Source organism: Antarctobacter sp. (genome assembly GCF_965277915.1).
In the GTDB taxonomy this organism is placed as follows: domain Bacteria; phylum Pseudomonadota; class Alphaproteobacteria; order Rhodobacterales; family Rhodobacteraceae; genus Antarctobacter.
Genome location: NZ_OZ255849.1, coordinates 2832044 through 2846486 on the forward strand (window position 1 = coordinate 2832044; position 14443 = coordinate 2846486).

Annotated in this window: 13 protein-coding genes; 6 read left to right on the top strand and 7 right to left on the bottom strand. The window is 64.6% G+C overall.

Annotated elements, in window-relative coordinates:
- Window positions 1-24 precede the first annotated feature (24 nt).
- Entirely contained in the window at window positions 25-1218 is a 1194-nt protein-coding gene (gene metZ / locus ACQY5B_RS14565) for an O-succinylhomoserine sulfhydrylase (protein WP_420324712.1), read from the bottom strand.
- A gap of 252 nt (window positions 1219-1470) precedes the next feature.
- Here metZ and ACQY5B_RS14570 point away from each other — a divergent pair, with 252 nt between their 5' ends.
- Window positions 1471-2379, top strand: a complete 909-nt coding sequence (locus ACQY5B_RS14570; protein ID WP_420324711.1) for a T6SS effector phospholipase Tle3 domain-containing protein — start codon at window positions 1471-1473, stop codon at window positions 2377-2379.
- A gap of 121 nt (window positions 2380-2500) precedes the next feature.
- Window positions 2501-4384, top strand: coding sequence for a monovalent cation:proton antiporter-2 (CPA2) family protein (locus ACQY5B_RS14575; protein WP_305972095.1), 1884 nt, complete (start codon window positions 2501-2503; stop codon window positions 4382-4384).
- A gap of 69 nt (window positions 4385-4453) precedes the next feature.
- Here ACQY5B_RS14575 and ACQY5B_RS14580 read toward each other — a convergent pair whose 3' ends face one another.
- The 5 genes from ACQY5B_RS14580 to ACQY5B_RS14600 all read right to left on the bottom strand — a co-directional run bounded on the left by ACQY5B_RS14580 (window position 4454) and on the right by ACQY5B_RS14600 (window position 9585).
- Window positions 4454-4960 carry a CarD family transcriptional regulator gene (locus ACQY5B_RS14580; protein ID WP_305972096.1) on the bottom strand — a complete coding sequence of 169 codons (507 nt, stop codon included), beginning with the start codon at window positions 4958-4960 and terminating at the stop codon, window positions 4454-4456.
- Between the two features lie 276 nt (window positions 4961-5236).
- The gene (gene fdxA, locus ACQY5B_RS14585) at window positions 5237-5575 is read right to left on the bottom strand and encodes a ferredoxin FdxA (protein ID WP_043137766.1); all 339 of its coding nucleotides are present in this window, start codon (window positions 5573-5575) and stop codon (window positions 5237-5239) included.
- A 55-nt stretch (window positions 5576-5630) separates the two neighbouring features.
- On the bottom strand, window positions 5631-6011 hold the full coding sequence (locus ACQY5B_RS14590) for an RNA-binding S4 domain-containing protein (protein ID WP_420324710.1): 381 nt from the start codon (window positions 6009-6011) through the stop codon (window positions 5631-5633).
- On the bottom strand, window positions 6012-8975 hold the full coding sequence (locus ACQY5B_RS14595; RefSeq protein WP_420324709.1) for a helicase-related protein: 2964 nt from the start codon (window positions 8973-8975) through the stop codon (window positions 6012-6014).
- Window positions 8976-9033: 58 nt separating this feature from the next.
- On the bottom strand, window positions 9034-9585 hold the full coding sequence (locus tag ACQY5B_RS14600; protein ID WP_420324708.1) for a tetratricopeptide repeat protein: 552 nt from the start codon (window positions 9583-9585) through the stop codon (window positions 9034-9036).
- 89 nt (window positions 9586-9674) lie between these two features.
- Between ACQY5B_RS14600 and ACQY5B_RS14605 the strand changes: the two genes are divergently transcribed.
- Window positions 9675-9965 carry an SCP2 sterol-binding domain-containing protein gene (locus ACQY5B_RS14605; RefSeq protein WP_305971515.1) on the top strand — a complete coding sequence of 97 codons (291 nt, stop codon included), beginning with the start codon at window positions 9675-9677 and terminating at the stop codon, window positions 9963-9965.
- Window positions 9965-10927: an alpha/beta fold hydrolase gene (locus ACQY5B_RS14610; protein ID WP_305971516.1), complete on the top strand. Its 963-nt coding sequence runs from the start codon at window positions 9965-9967 to the stop codon at window positions 10925-10927. The genes ACQY5B_RS14605 and ACQY5B_RS14610 overlap by 1 nt, the downstream gene beginning before the upstream one ends.
- Before the next feature lie 29 nt (window positions 10928-10956).
- Here the strand turns inward: ACQY5B_RS14610 and ACQY5B_RS14615 are convergent, their stop codons facing one another.
- The gene (locus ACQY5B_RS14615; RefSeq protein WP_420324707.1) at window positions 10957-11730 is read right to left on the bottom strand and encodes an HpcH/HpaI aldolase family protein; all 774 of its coding nucleotides are present in this window, start codon (window positions 11728-11730) and stop codon (window positions 10957-10959) included.
- A 98-nt stretch (window positions 11731-11828) separates the two neighbouring features.
- On the opposite strand from ACQY5B_RS14615, the gene ACQY5B_RS14620 reads away from it, so the two are divergent.
- Together ACQY5B_RS14620 and ACQY5B_RS14625 are read left to right on the top strand one after the other, a co-directional pair.
- Window positions 11829-12839 carry a ligase-associated DNA damage response exonuclease gene (locus ACQY5B_RS14620; protein ID WP_420324706.1) on the top strand — a complete coding sequence of 337 codons (1011 nt, stop codon included), beginning with the start codon at window positions 11829-11831 and terminating at the stop codon, window positions 12837-12839.
- Window positions 12836-14428 (top strand): ATP-dependent DNA ligase, encoded by a 1593-nt coding sequence (locus ACQY5B_RS14625; protein ID WP_420324705.1) that lies wholly within the window; start codon window positions 12836-12838, stop codon window positions 14426-14428. Before ACQY5B_RS14620 ends, ACQY5B_RS14625 begins: the two co-directional genes overlap by 4 nt.
- The last annotated feature ends 15 nt before the right edge of the window (window positions 14429-14443 follow it).

The window sequence follows — 14443 nt, forward strand, 5'->3', positions numbered from 1 at the left end:
TCACTCGCAGGCGGCACTTGTCCGTCAGACCGCGTCCAGCGCCTGCAAAACGTCCCGAACGAGGTCCTCTGGGTCCTCGATGCCCACTGACAGCCGGATCATCCCGTCGCCAATGCCCAATGCAGCCCGTTGTTCGGGCTTCAAACGCTGGTGCGTGGTGGTGGCCGGGTGGGTGGCGATGGATTTCGCGTCGCCCAGGTTGTTCGAGATGATGACCACCTGCAGCGCGTTCAACAGGCGAAAGGCTGCCTCCTTGCCACCCGCGACCTCGAAGGACACCAGCGTGCCTCCCGCGCCAAGCTGCTGCTGCACCAGCGCGTTCTGCGGATGGCTGGCATGTCCCGGGTAGATCATCCGAGAGATCTTGGGGTGATCCGCCAAGGCTTCTGCCAAGGCCACGGCGCCCTCGGTCTGGGCGCGCACGCGTAATTTCAGCGTCTCCAGCCCCTTCAGCATCACCCAGGCGTTGAATGGACTCATCGAGCCGCCGGTATGCTTCATGTAGGGTTCGACGACGCCGCGGATATGCTCTCGCGTGCCAAGGATCACGCCGCCCAGGCAGCGGCCCTGGCCGTCGACATGCTTGGTCGTGGAATAGACAACCAGGTCAGCCCCCTGCGCAATGGCCTTGGAATAGACCGGCGTCGAGAACACGTTGTCCACGATGACCGTGGCACCGACCTTGTGCGCCAGTTCCGCGACCCCGGCGATATCCACCAGTTGCAGCGTCGGGTTCGACATGCTTTCGAAAAAGACCGCCTTGGTGTCGGGGCGAATGGCGGTCTCCCATTGAGCGAGCTCCTCGCCATCGACGAAGGTCACCTCGACACCGTAGCGCGTCAACACCTCTTCCAAGACATAGAGACAGGAACCGAACAGCGCCCTGGCCGAGACGACATGATCGCCCGCCTGCAGCATCGAGGTCAGCGCACCGCTGACCGCCGCCATGCCGCTGGCACAGGCAAACCCGTCCTCGGCGCCTTCCAGCAGCGCCATGCGCTCTTCGAACATGGCCACGGTGGGGTTGCCGTAGCGGGCATAGATGAACTCGTCCTCGCCCGCCTTGAGAAAGCGCGCCTCTGCCGCCTCGGCGGTGTCATAGACGAACCCCTGCGTGAGAAAGATCGCTTCGCTGACTTCGCCCCACTGACTGCGCTTGGTGCCGCCGTGTACGAGGTTCGTCGCCTTGCCGCGCGCCTGTTTCTCTTCGATGCTCATGGATCCACTCCCAACAAAAAAGCTCCGATCGCGGCCAAGCGAAAGGAGCTTCCGTCTGACCTCTTTAGCGGAATTTAAAGGGGCGATGCCCTTTGTGGCCCGCAATCCGGTAACAAATCGCCACGGGCGTTGGCATAGAGACGTTAAGATCACATTGCAAGGGCGTCACGATGATGTAACCCGCTCTTCACGATACCGTCGCAGCATTCAGGTAGGGCCACGCACAAGATGTAGTGGGACGCTGCCATGCCAATGCTACGGATCACAGTTGCCGAAAACGAGGCCCGCCTGCACGGCGACCCTGCCCCCTTGTTGCCAGCGCTCGCGGACGCATTGGCGACGGATACGGGCCCGGTCACCATCATGGTGCATGGCTACAAGTACCAACCCGGCCACCCCCAGCACTGTCCACACGCTTCGCTGATGTCCCCCACCCCGCACGCCGCCGACCGAAGGGTGGTCAGCTGGCCAGCGCGCCTGGGTCTGGACAACCGCGTCGCCATTTCCTTTGGCTGGCAGGCGCGCGGTTCGATCTGGGCGGCACATCGACGAGCGGCCTCGGCAGGAGAGGCGCTGGCCGGACTGGTGCGCGAGGTGCGCCGCCTGGCCCCGCGACGCCCGGTCAACGTGATCGCCCACTCGCTTGGCGCTCGGGTCGCCCTCGCCGCGGTGCGCGCAGGCGCGCCCGGCGCCATCACACGCGCCGTTTTGCTGGCCGCGGCGGAATACGGCGAAGTCGCACGCCACACGCTCGACAGCGCAAGAGGATGCCGGACACAGGTGCTCAATGTCACCAGCCGTGAAAACGACCTGTTCGATTTCGTACTGGAACGGCTGGTGCCGCCGAGGCATCCGGGCGACCGCATGTTGGGACATGGGGGGGTGGACCTGCCGCACATGGTGACGCTGCAACTTGACGATGAAGAGAGCCTCGCGGCCTTGCGGCGCCTGGGCTTTCCGATCGCGCCGCCGGAACGCCTGATCTGCCATTGGTCGCCTTACCTGCGCGACGGGGTCTTTTCGCTCTACCGCGCCATACTGAGCGGCGAGCTACCGCTTGACCGCCTGCGCGCGGTTCTGCCCACGGCCTGCGCCCCACGGTGGTCGCGCCTGCGCCCACGATTGCCGCGCCCGCAGCCGCCAATGGTGCCCGCCGAGTAGATCGTCCCTGCCCTGCACAGGGCAACCTGCCTGTATCGCAGGCAGATTTCACATGTCTCCGGTTGCCTCTCCGGCCTTCCCCGGCACAATATGGGGTGTTGGCCAATCAGCGGAGAAGCGCGTGGACTCCTTTCTTTTTCAGGCTTCTGTCTTTCTTCTCGCCGCCGTGATCGCGGTCCCCCTCGCGGCGCGCCTGGGACTTGGCTCGGTGCTTGGCTACCTGCTGGCCGGTCTCGTGATCGGTCCCGGCCTCGGGCTGGTCGTGGCAACCGATGATATCCAGCACTTTGCCGAGTTCGGCGTGGTCATGATGCTGTTCATCATCGGGCTGGAACTGGAACCGCGCGCGCTCTGGGACATGCGGCACCGTCTGATCGGGCTCGGGGGCTTGCAGATCCTGCTGACCACCTCCGCGATCTTCGCCGGCGGCATGGCCCTTGGCCTGGCCTGGCCGACCGCCCTGGCCGTGGGCCTCGCGCTGGCGTTGTCCTCGACCGCCATCGTGCTGCAGACGCTGAATGAAAAGAACCTGATGCAAACCAATGGCGGGCGATCCGCCTTCTCCGTCCTGCTGACACAGGACATCGCGGTCATACCGATCCTGGTCATCCTGCCGCTTCTGTCGATTCCCGCCTTCGTCAGCCCCGGGGCATTCCTGGAACAGAACGGCGACCACGGGGACCACGCCGGCGACGCCCATCATGCGGCCATGTCCCTGGTCGAGGGCTTGCCGGGCTGGGGCGCGGCGCTGGTGACGTTGGGCGTGATCGCCGCGATCATCCTGGCCGGAGCCTATGGTGCGAGGCCGCTGTTCCGCTACATCCACGCCGCACGTCTGCCCGAGATGTTCACCGCCGTCGCCCTGCTGATCGTGATCGGCATCGCCTTCCTCATGATCCTTGTCGGCCTGTCGCCGGCACTCGGCACGTTCCTTGCGGGTGTCGTCCTCGCCAACTCCGAATTCCGGCACGAGCTGGAATCCGACATCGAACCCTTCAAGGGGCTGCTGCTGGGGCTTTTCTTCATCACCGTGGGCGCCGGGATCGATGTGGGCGCTCTTTTGGAGGAACCGTTGACCATCCTCGGGCTGGCGCTGGCGGTGATCCTGGTCAAGGGCGCGGTGCTTTACGGTCTGGGTCGTGCCTTTGGCCTGCGCAAACGCGGCCTGTGGCTGTTCACGCTGGGACTGGCACAGGCCGGCGAGTTCGGCTTCGTCCTGATCTCCTTCGGTCGCCAGCAAAGCGTCTTTTCCGCCGATCTCGGCGGCCGGCTTCTGCTGATCATCGCCATGACCATGCTGATCACCCCCCTGCTCTTCCTTCTGTTCGACTATCTCAACAAGGGCTTCAGCGCGCGCACCGAAAGCGCCGAAGAAGACGTCATCGACGAGGCTGGCCCGGTGCTGATCGCGGGGATCGGGCGCTTTGGACAGATCGTCAACCGCCTTGTCCGCTCTGCCGGCCACCGTACCGTCGTGCTTGACCATGACATCAAGACGATCCAGTTGATCCGCCGGTTCGGGGTAAAGGGCTTCTTCGGCGATCCCACGCGGCCCGAACTGTTGCACGCCGCCGGGATCGATTCGGCGCGTGTCCTGGTGGCAGCCCTGGACGACCCCAAGGCCACGACAAAGCTGGTGGCCTATGCCCGCCGCGTCCGCCCGGACCTGCACATCGTCGCCCGCGCCCGCGACCGGACGCATGTGTACGCGCTCTACCAGGCCGGGGCGAACGACATCGTCCGAGAGATGTTCGACAGCAGCCTGCGTGCCGGCCGCTATGTGCTGGAAAACGTCGGCATGAGCGAATTCGAGGCCGCCATCGCCGAAGAGACGTTCTACCACCACGACCGTCGCACCATCCGCGATTTGGCCCAGCTCTGGGACCCGTCCATTTCCCCGGCAGAGAACGCAGCTTATGTCGCGCGGTCCAAGGAACTGGAGCGCGAACTGGAGGCAGAACTTTACACCGCACTGACAGAGCGTGGAAAGCAGGACGCCGCATAAGCGCGGACCGGACATGAAAAAACCGCGCCCCGGGGGACGCGGTCAGTTCATTTCCGTTTCGCAGGTCGCTTACGCGGCGCGCAGACCCAGAACTTCGTCAACCTGCTTGGCGGCGGCGGCCTCATCGCCGGACACGGCGGCGATTTCGCGGGTCAGGCGCTCCAGCGCCGCCTCGTAGAGCTGACGCTCGGAGTAGGACTGTTCGCGCTGGTCGTCGGCACGGTGCAGGTCGCGCACCACTTCGGCGATGGCGATCAGGTCACCCGAGTTGATCTTCTGCTCATATTCCTGAGCACGGCGCGACCACATTGCGCGCTTGACCTTGGCCTTCCCCTTGAGCGTCTTCATCGCTTCGTTCACCACGTCCGGGGACGACAGCGACCGCATTCCGACTTCGGTGGCCTTGTGCGTCGGCACGCGCAGGGTCATCTTGTCCTTCTCGAAGGAAATCACGAAGAGTTCGAGGCTGATCCCGGCAATCTCCTGTTTCTCGATCGACATGATCTGGCCGACGCCATGCGCCGGGTAGACCACATAGTCATTGGGACGGAAGTCGTTTTTCTTGGTCTTGGTCATATAGGTCGTTCCTCGCAACTCATCAGTTGACTAGGCGACAAAAAAGACGACCGGGGATCGCTGGATTCCCGCTCATCTCATGTCATACAGTCTGGTTATGCCCCGTGGGGACGTTGGGCAGTACGCCCCGAACGTGCAGTCATCATGTGGAAGACATGTATAGCACAGATTCCGGGCACATCCTAGCGCCCTCACGGATTGAGGTTTACCCGTTGAACATCAGGTATTTATGCAAAAGTTTTCATGTTCTGCCGGAACGGACGCGGCGAATCGTTCTCAGCCGCCCTCGCCCGGCGTCTCGGAGAAATACTTCTCCAGCTTGCCGGACTCGCCATCGCGTTCCTCGGCCTCGGGCAGCGGATCCTTCTTGGAGATGATGACCGGCCAGAGTTCCGCGTACTTGCGGTTGAACTCCACCCACTTCTCCATGTCCGGTTCTGTGTCAGGACGGATGGCGTCGGCGGGGCACTCCGGCTCGCAGACGCCGCAGTCGATGCATTCATCGGGATGGATCACCAACATGTTCTCACCCTCGTAGAAGCAATCCACAGGGCACACCTCGACGCAGTCGGTGTATTTGCAGGCAATGCAAGCGTCGTTGACGATGTAGGTCATGAGCTTCTGTTTCCTCGCGGCGCGCTTTTGCGCCTAGCTAATCCAGCGGTCCGGATCATTCAAGCGCCGAGGGGCGCGACTTGTCCAATGCACGGCGGTCTTTCTTGGTCGGGCGACCGCCGCCCTCGTAGCGCGGCGCCTGCGGTTCACGCTCGCGTGGCTTGGGCGGGTCGAGGTCCTCGTAGAGTGCCTGCGCCTCTGGCGCAGGCCCACGCCGCTCTCCTGGCGCGACAATTCGGATCACCCGCACATCGCGCTCTTTTGGAAAGGTCAGGATGTCCCCTGCCCCCACCAGGAAAGCCGGCTTCGCCACCGGCGTCCCGTTCACCCGGCAATGCCCGCCCGAAACAAGCTTGGCCGACAGCGAGCGGGTCTTGAAGAACCGCGCATGCCAGAGCCACTTGTCCAGGCGGATCTTGGCGGGGCCTTCACCCATTCAACTCTTGTCCTTGAGCCCCATGAGCGCCGCTGCAAAGGGATTGTCCGGATCGATCGGCTTGTCCTTCTTGGGCGGACGCGACTCGAACTTGCGACCACCACCATCGCGTGGCGGTTTGCCTTTCGGTTTGCCCCCCTTGCCACGGGGACGGTCGCCGCCCTTGTTGTCCTGCCGATCGCCACGCTGCGGACGTCCGCCACCCTTGGCCCCATCGCCACCGCGCGCCTCGCGCCGGGGCTTGCCGCCACCTCGGCGCTGGTTGCCGCGATTGCCGCCCCAGGTGAAGGAATAGAAGACCTCCATCTCGGGACCGGCCAGCGCCTCATCCGGAGCCTCGCCCGGGGTGAGTTCCTCTTCCGGTGTTTCCGGCACAGGTGTCTCGGCAACGGGTTCCGCCGGCTCGGCAGATACAGGCGCCTCGCCCTGGTCTTCCAATTGCGCCACAGGCTCGGCCACATCGGCGGGCTGCGGGGTTTCCGCCGCATCCGGCGTCACGCCTGCCGGCTCTTCGCCCGCGGCGTCCATGACAGGCTTGTCCTCGGCCGGGGCACCTGCCTCACTCGCGACCACCGCATCGGCGGGTTTGACCTTTTCGCGTTCACCCTTTTCGGCGCGATAGCCCAGGCCCTGCATCAGGTCGGCAAACTGTTCCAGCGTCATCCCGGTGATCGAAAGCATGTCGGCCTTGGCCTCGAACCCGCCACGGCTGTCCTCGGCGCGCAGCATGTCTGCCAGACGCTCCAGCATGTCGATGCGGATCGCCCGCGCGCCGGCCTTGCGATAGCCCGCCAGCGAGTAATGCTGCGCCGGAACTTCTTCCATGTTCGGCACGGTAACCAGCCCCGGCGGCGGCGCCTCGGGGAACTCGTCCAGCCCGTTGGCCAGCGACCACAGCACAAGCCGCAGCCGAGTCGGTGCCGGTTTCAGCAGCAGCGGCATGAAGATCGTGTACTGACCGAAACGCACGCCGTGCTTGCGCAAGGACCCGCGCGCATCCTGATCCAGCGCCTTGACGTCATCCGCCACCTGGGACCGCGGGATCACGCCCATCGCCTCGACCATCTGGAAGGCAAAGCCCCGCGCCAGGCCGGTCAGCGCCTCATCGTCGCGCATTTTCAGCAGCGGCTCGAACAGGGCCGCGATCTTGCGGTCCATGAAATGTTGCAAGCGGCGCGTGACCTTCTCGGCCACGTCATGCCCGGCCTCGTCATCGACAAAGGCCACCACGCGCGGCTTGAGCGGATCGTCGCCCTTGGCCAGCTTGCCGACCGCCTGCTCGCCCCACATCAACCCACCCTGTTCGGTAAAGTCGATCTCGGTATCCGGCGCATTGTAGAATCGGTCGGCGCGCAGGTGGAAATGCGGTGTCAGCGCCTGCAGGCTTGCCTGACGCAGCGTCTTGGCCTCCTGGCCCGTCGCATCCTTGTCCTGCCGGAACCGGAACCCCTCTAGCCTGCCGACGAGATGACCTTCGACGGTGACTTCACCCTGATCGTTCACTTCGGCCAAGAGGGCCTCCTTCTGTTTCAACCGGCGCAGTAGAACACTGGTGCGCCGGTCTACAAATCTCTGCGTCAGACGCTCGTGCAAGGCGTCCGACAGGGCGTCTTCTACAGCGCGTGTTCGCCCGCGCCAATGGTCTTCGTCAGCGACCCAGCCCTTTCGCTGAGCCACATAAGTCCATGTGCGGATATACGCCAGCCGTTTCGACAATGTGTCAATGTCGCCATCGGTCCGGTCGATCCTGTTGACCTGTCGAGCCAGGAAATCATCGGGCACGCGTCCGTTTTGATGCAAGTGCCCAAAGATAACGCCCAGGAGGCCCGCGTGTTCCGCCGGCGAAATTCCGCGGAAATCGGGGATTCGGCAAACATCCCACAACAATTGCACCGATGCCGCGTCCGAGGCCCGCGCTCGCACCTCTGCCTCGGAGGCCAGCGCCCTCAGGGCGCGCAGGTCGTCGGCCTCGCGCGCCTTGATCAGCATCTCGTGGTCGGGCGAGGCGTCAAGGCTCGCGTCCAGCGCGTCGATCGAGCCGAACCGCAGCGCCGCGCTGCGCCAGTTCAATTTTTTCAGCGGCGTGAAGGAATGATTGCAGATCGCCTCTGCCCATTCGTCCGGAATCGGCCCGGTGTCACCGGTGACGCCGAAGGTGCCATTGGACATGCCGCGCCCCGCCCGGCCCGCGATCTGTGCCAGTTCGTTCGGTTGCAGCGGCCGCATCCGCCGCCCATCGAATTTCGTCAGCGAGGAAAAGGCGACATGGTCGATGTCGAGGTTCAGGCCCATGCCGATGGCATCGGTCGCCACGAGGTAATCGACCTCGCCATTCTGGTAGAGGTCCACCTGCGCGTTGCGTGTCCGGGGTGACAGCGCCCCCATCACCACGGCCGCGCCCCCCTTTTGCCGTTTCAGCAGTTCCGCGATGGCATAGACGTTGTCGACGCTGAAACCGACGATGGCGGTCCGCGCAGGCAGGCGGCTGATCTTTTTCGAGCCGGTATAGACAAGCTGGCTCATCCGTTCGCGACGGACGTATTCCACCCCCGGAACCAGCGCCCCGATAGGGCCGCGCATGGTGTCAGACCCGAGGAAAAGCGTTTCATGCGTGCCGCGCATCCGCAGCAGGCGGTCGGTAAAGACATGGCCGCGTTCAGGATCCGCACACAACTGGATCTCGTCGATGGCGACGAAATCCGTCCCCATGCCCTCGGGCATCGCCTCGACCGTGCAGACCCAGTATTTCGCCCGCGGCGGAACGATCCGCTCCTCACCCGTCACCAGCGCCACGACAGACGGTCCTCGGATCGCCACGATCTTGTCAAAGACCTCGCGCGCAAGCAGGCGCAGCGGCAGGCCGATCACGCCGGTGCGATACCCAAGCATCCGCTCGATGGCGTAATGGGTCTTGCCTGTGTTGGTCGGGCCGAGAACGGCCGCGATCCGGGAATTCTGGGCCATTGGGCCGCCTATGTCTCGGACGGCGACCGGTCATCAAGGCCGCGCCCCTCTTGCCTCGTCAGAGCGTGATGCCGATGGCCCTGCGCTCGAGCCGCTCCATCGCCTTCTCGACGTCGGGATCATGCGGCCTGAGTTCAAGTACCTTCTCGAAGGCGCGATAGGCAAGGGCCGGTTTTCCGACCTGTTCATTGATCGCCCCGACCCCGCGCAGCGCCGCGAAATGGTTTGGGTTCAGCGCCAGCACCCGTTCCAGGGCATCCATCGCGGGGCCGAATTTCTCGGCCCCGAAATAAGCCAGCGCCAGCCCGTGCCAGCCCTCGGCGAAATCCGGCGCATGATCCGTCAGGGCGCGGAAATGCTCGATCGCGGCAGTGTGGTTCTTGACCTCCAAGGCGTCGCGCCCGCGCTTCAGAAGAAGGTCCATGCTGGCCGAACCGGACTTGGACCACTCGGCGATGATCCGGTTTTCCAACCGCTGTGCAGCGGTCGCGGTCTCGGCATCCCGCAGCTCTGCAAGCAGTTCCGTCGCGCGATCTTCCGCCTCCCCGAGGGAAGGTAGGGAAATCATGACTAGGGCGCAAAATGCCGCGAGGATACGTTTGTATTCCATATGTGCCGTCCTCATAACTTGGGCTGAGTGTAGCGTCTGAACGCCAGTTGGCCAGCGCACGATTATGAGAGCAAGCTTTAGGAGCGAAAATGAGCGACACAGTCAACGCGGCCGTCAAAGCCCTGAACGAAAAAATGGGCGGAAACGGGTTCGACGGAACCGCGAAAGTGACCATTGAGGACGAAGGCAGCCTGATCATCGACGAAAACGGCGCACATGCCGGGGATGAGGCGGCAGATGTGACCATGACCGCCAGCGCCGACACCTTCCTTGCCATTGTCGAAGGTGACCTGGACCCGACCTCGGCCTTCATGTCCGGCAAGCTTGCCATCGACGGCGACATGTCCGCCGCCATGCGCCTGGCACAGGTCCTGGCCTGATGACCGCCGTTCCCGCGCCCTTCCACGCCGACCTCGCAGAAGGTCCGGCAGATGCCCGAGCCTGGTGGATGACCACGTCGGACGGGCTGCGTGTGCGCATTGCGCATTACGGGAGCAACGGGGCGCGGGGCACGGTTTTCATGTTCCCCGGCCGGACCGAATACGTCGAGAAATACGGCCGGGTCAGCCGCCATCTTTCGGACGCAGGCTATCATGTCCTGACGATCGATTGGCGCGGCCAGGGCCTGGCCGACCGGATGCTGGACGAACGCCGGACCGGGCATGTCGGTGTCTTCGAGGACTACCAGCGCGATGTCACCAGCATGGTGCAACTGGCCGACGAGCTGGGTCTGCCCGGCCCGCGCCACCTGATCGGCCATTCGATGGGCGGCTGCATCGGGTTCCGCGCCGTGTCCGACGGTCTGGACGTGGCCTCTTGTGTCTTTACCGGCCCGATGTGGGGCATCCGCATCGCCGATCCGGTCCGCCCTGCGGCCTGGGCGATCTCGCGCATGTCGAAATCGGTGGGCCTGGGCCATCTCTTTGCGCCGGGCACCGGAGCCGACAGCTACGTCGCCTCCAACGCCTTTGACGACAACCTGCTGACCACCGACACCGAGCAGTGGGACTACATGCGCCGCCAGGTGCTGGCGATCCCGGAACTGCAACTTGGCGGACCGTCGTTACACTGGCTGCACGAGGCGCTTGCCGAAACCCGCCGCCTCGCCCGACGTCCCTCTCCGAAACAGCCCTGCATCTGCTATTGCGGCACCAACGAACGCATCGTCGACATCGACCGTATCCGCTCGCGCATGGCGCGCTGGCCAAACGGGCGCCTCGACATGGTCGAGGGCGGCGAGCACGAGATCCTGATGGAAAGCCCGCATATCCGCGAGCGTGTCCTCTCTGAGATCGTCACCCATTTCGACAGTGCGACAGACCGGACCGCTCTGCGCGCCTGACCTCTCCGTCGATCAGCACAAAAGGCCGTTCACGACGATCCGATCTCGTGAACTGCGCGCGCCGCCTCTGCGGCACCGGTCCGCATCCAGGCATGTTCCGAGGCGATGCAAAAGACATTGACGCCATAGGTTTCCGCCCAGTCCTGCGCGACGCCGCCGGTTCCCACGAAACTGGCATATCCCTTGCCCGCCGCCTTGCATGCTGCCCCAACACGGGCCAATGCCGCCTTGACCTCGGAATTGTCGGCGGTGTCATGGCCATAGCCCACCGACAGGTCCACGGGCCCGACGAAAAGCCCGTCGATACCGTCCTCCGCCGCGATCTGCTCGCAGATTTCCACCGCGTCGGGTTCCTCGATCTGCGCCAGAACCACGGTTTCCTCGCGGCTTTGCGCCAGCACCTCCGGCATGGGGCGCGTTGCATAGCCGGCCCAGCGGGTCGATCCGGCAAAGCCCCGCCCGTGCAGGCCAAAGCGCGCGGCCCGTGCCACAGCCTGTGCCTGTTCCAGCGTCTCGACATGCGGCACGACCACGCCCACCGCGCCGTAATCCAGCGCCTGCAGGATCTCGCGCGGGCTGCTGTCGCCCACGCGCACCATGACCGGGAAATCGAGGGCCCGGGCAACCGCCAGGCAATTGTCCAGGGATGCGCGGTCAAAGGGGGCGTGTTCCGCGTCGAGGCACAGGAAATCCAGCCCCGACTGCGCCAGCACCTCGATCACCGGAATCGCAGGCGTCTTGACGAAAGTGCCCGCCAGCGGCGCGCCCTCCCTGACCCGTTTCCTGAAATCCGCGTATCCCATGGCACCCTCCCTTTTGCGCGGCAGATTGCGCGGAACGCTGGCAAAGCACAACACGACAACCGCTGGCAGTGGCGAAAAATGCGCCTATCCTCAGAGCCATGAGCCAACCCGTCCTCACCTTCACCGAGCGCGGCATCTATTGCCCCGCGGGAGATTTTCATATCGACCCATGGCGCCCGGTCGACCGGGCCCTGATCACCCACGGCCATGCCGACCATGCCCGCCCAGGCCATGGGGCCTATCTTGCGACGGACGGCGCGCTGCCCGTCATCCGCCACCGCCTGGGCGAGATCGCGGCCGAGGGAATCGCCTATGGCGAGGCGCGGCAGATCGGCGGCGCGCGCGTCTCTTTCCATCCCGCCGGCCACCTTCCCGGGTCGGCCCAGATCCGGGTCGAGGTGGGCGGCCGGGTCTGGGTCGTCTCGGGCGACTACAAGGTGGTGGATGACGGTCTGTCGGAACCCTTCGAGCCGGTTCGCTGCCATGCCTTCATCAGCGAATGCACCTTCGGCCTGCCGGTCTTCACCTGGCCCTCGCAGACAGAGGTCGCGGCAGAAATCAACGCCTGGTGGGCCGCCAATGCCGCCGCGGGCCGCACATCCATGCTGGGGGCCTATTCGCTGGGAAAAGCTCAGCGCCTCATGTCCATGCTGGAGCCTCAGGGCCCGATCCTGACACATGGCGCCGTCGAAGCCACGAATGCCGTGCTGCGTGCGCAAGGTTACTCTCTGCCAGAGACCATTCAGGTCATGCCCGATACGGATGTGAAGGCCCTGAAGGGCGCCCTTGTCATCGCGCCCCCCTCGGCTCTGGGCAGCGCATGGGCGCGCAAATTCGGCCCGGCGTCGACCGGCTTTGCCTCTGGCTGGATGCGCCTGCGCGGTATCCGCCGCCGCCGCGGCATGGACCGGGGTTTCGTCATATCCGACCATGCCGACTGGCCCGGCCTGCAAGAGGCCATCAAATCCACAGGCGCAGAAACCATATATGTCACACATGGTTACACAGAAATCTTCTCGCGATGGCTGAAGGAGCAGGGTCATGATGCGGCCATCGTCCCGACCGAATTCGGCGGCGAGGACGGAGCCGAGAGCGAGAGCACTTTATGAAACGCTTTGCCCGGCTGTTCACCGAGATCGACCAGACCACGAAAACCACGGTCAAGACAAAGGCCCTGGCCGATTACTTCACCCATGCCCCCGAGAGCGACAAGCTCTGGTGCATCGCCCTTTTCTCGGGGCGTCGTCCGAAACGTGCCGTCACCACCACCAACCTGCGGGAATGGGCGGCCGAACGAGCAGGCATCCCGCTTTGGCTGCTCGAGGAATCCTATCCCATCGTCGGCGACCTGGCCGAAACCATCGCGCTGGTCCTGCCCCCTCCGTCTCAGGCCTCCGATCACAGTTTATCGCATTGGATCAATGTCCTGCGCGGCCTTCATGATATCCCACTGGAGGAACGGAAGCCACTCATCCTGAACGCCTGGGACCAACTCGACTCCACCGAGCGCTTCCTGTTCAACAAGCTCATCACCGGCGGCTTTCGTATCGGCGTCAGCCGCAAGCTGATGACCCGCGCGCTGGCCAAGGCGACCGGTCAGGACGAGGCGGTGCTGGCGCACAAGCTGATGGGGGGATGGACGCCCGAAACCACCACCTACCACGCCCTGATCGAGGCCGACGACCCCGCCGCCGACCAGAGCCGCCCCTATCCTTTCTACCTTGCCTACCAGTTGGACGAGCCTCCCGAAACGCTGGGCCCCCCGGAAGACTGGCAGGCGGAATGGAAATGGGACGGTATCCGCGGCCAGCTGATCCTGCGCGACCATGCGCATCATGTCTGGTCACGCGGCGAGGAACTGATGACCGACCGCTTCCCGGAATTTGCCCGAGCGGCCGACTTCCTGCCGCCCGGCACCGTGCTGGACGGCGAGATCGTCGCCTGGGAGGGCACGCAGCCCATGCCCTTCAGCGCGCTACAGCCGCGCATCGGGCGCAAGACCGTGCCAAAGAAGCTGCTGCGCGAGGCGCCGGTGATCCTGCTGGCCTATGACCTGCTGGAAGAAAACGGCACCGACCTGCGTGATGCCCCACTGTGCAGGCGGCGCGCCCGCCTCGATGCGCTGCTGGCCGACATGCCCGCAGAGGCGCCGGTGCGGGCCTCCCCCCTCGTGCCTTTCGCGGACTGGGAAAAGCTGGCCAAGACGCGCGCGCAGGCGCGCGGTTTCCGCGCCGAAGGGCTGATGCTGAAACGCCGCGAAAGCCGCTATCTGTCGGGCCGCAAGAAGGGCGATTGGTGGAAATGGAAGCTCGACCCTCTGACCGTCGACGCGGTGATGATCTACGCCCAGCAGGGCCACGGCCGCCGTGCCAACCTGTTCACCGATTTCACCTTCGCCGTTTGGCAGGGCAATGAACTGGTCCCCTTTACCAAGGCCTATTCCGGGCTTACGGACAAGGAGTTCGACGAGATCACGGCCTGGGTGCGCAAGAACACGCAGCAGCGGTTCGGCCCCGTACGGCAGGTGCGCCCCCAGCACGTCTTCGAGATCGCCTTTGAGGGCATCCAGCCCAGCCCGCGCCACAAGTCAGGTCTGGCGCTGCGGTTTCCACGGATGTCGCGCTGGCGTCACGACAAGGCCCCGCAAGAGGCCAACACCCTGGACGACCTGCGCGCGCTCCTTGCGGCCTACGGTTGACGCGAAAGCCACATC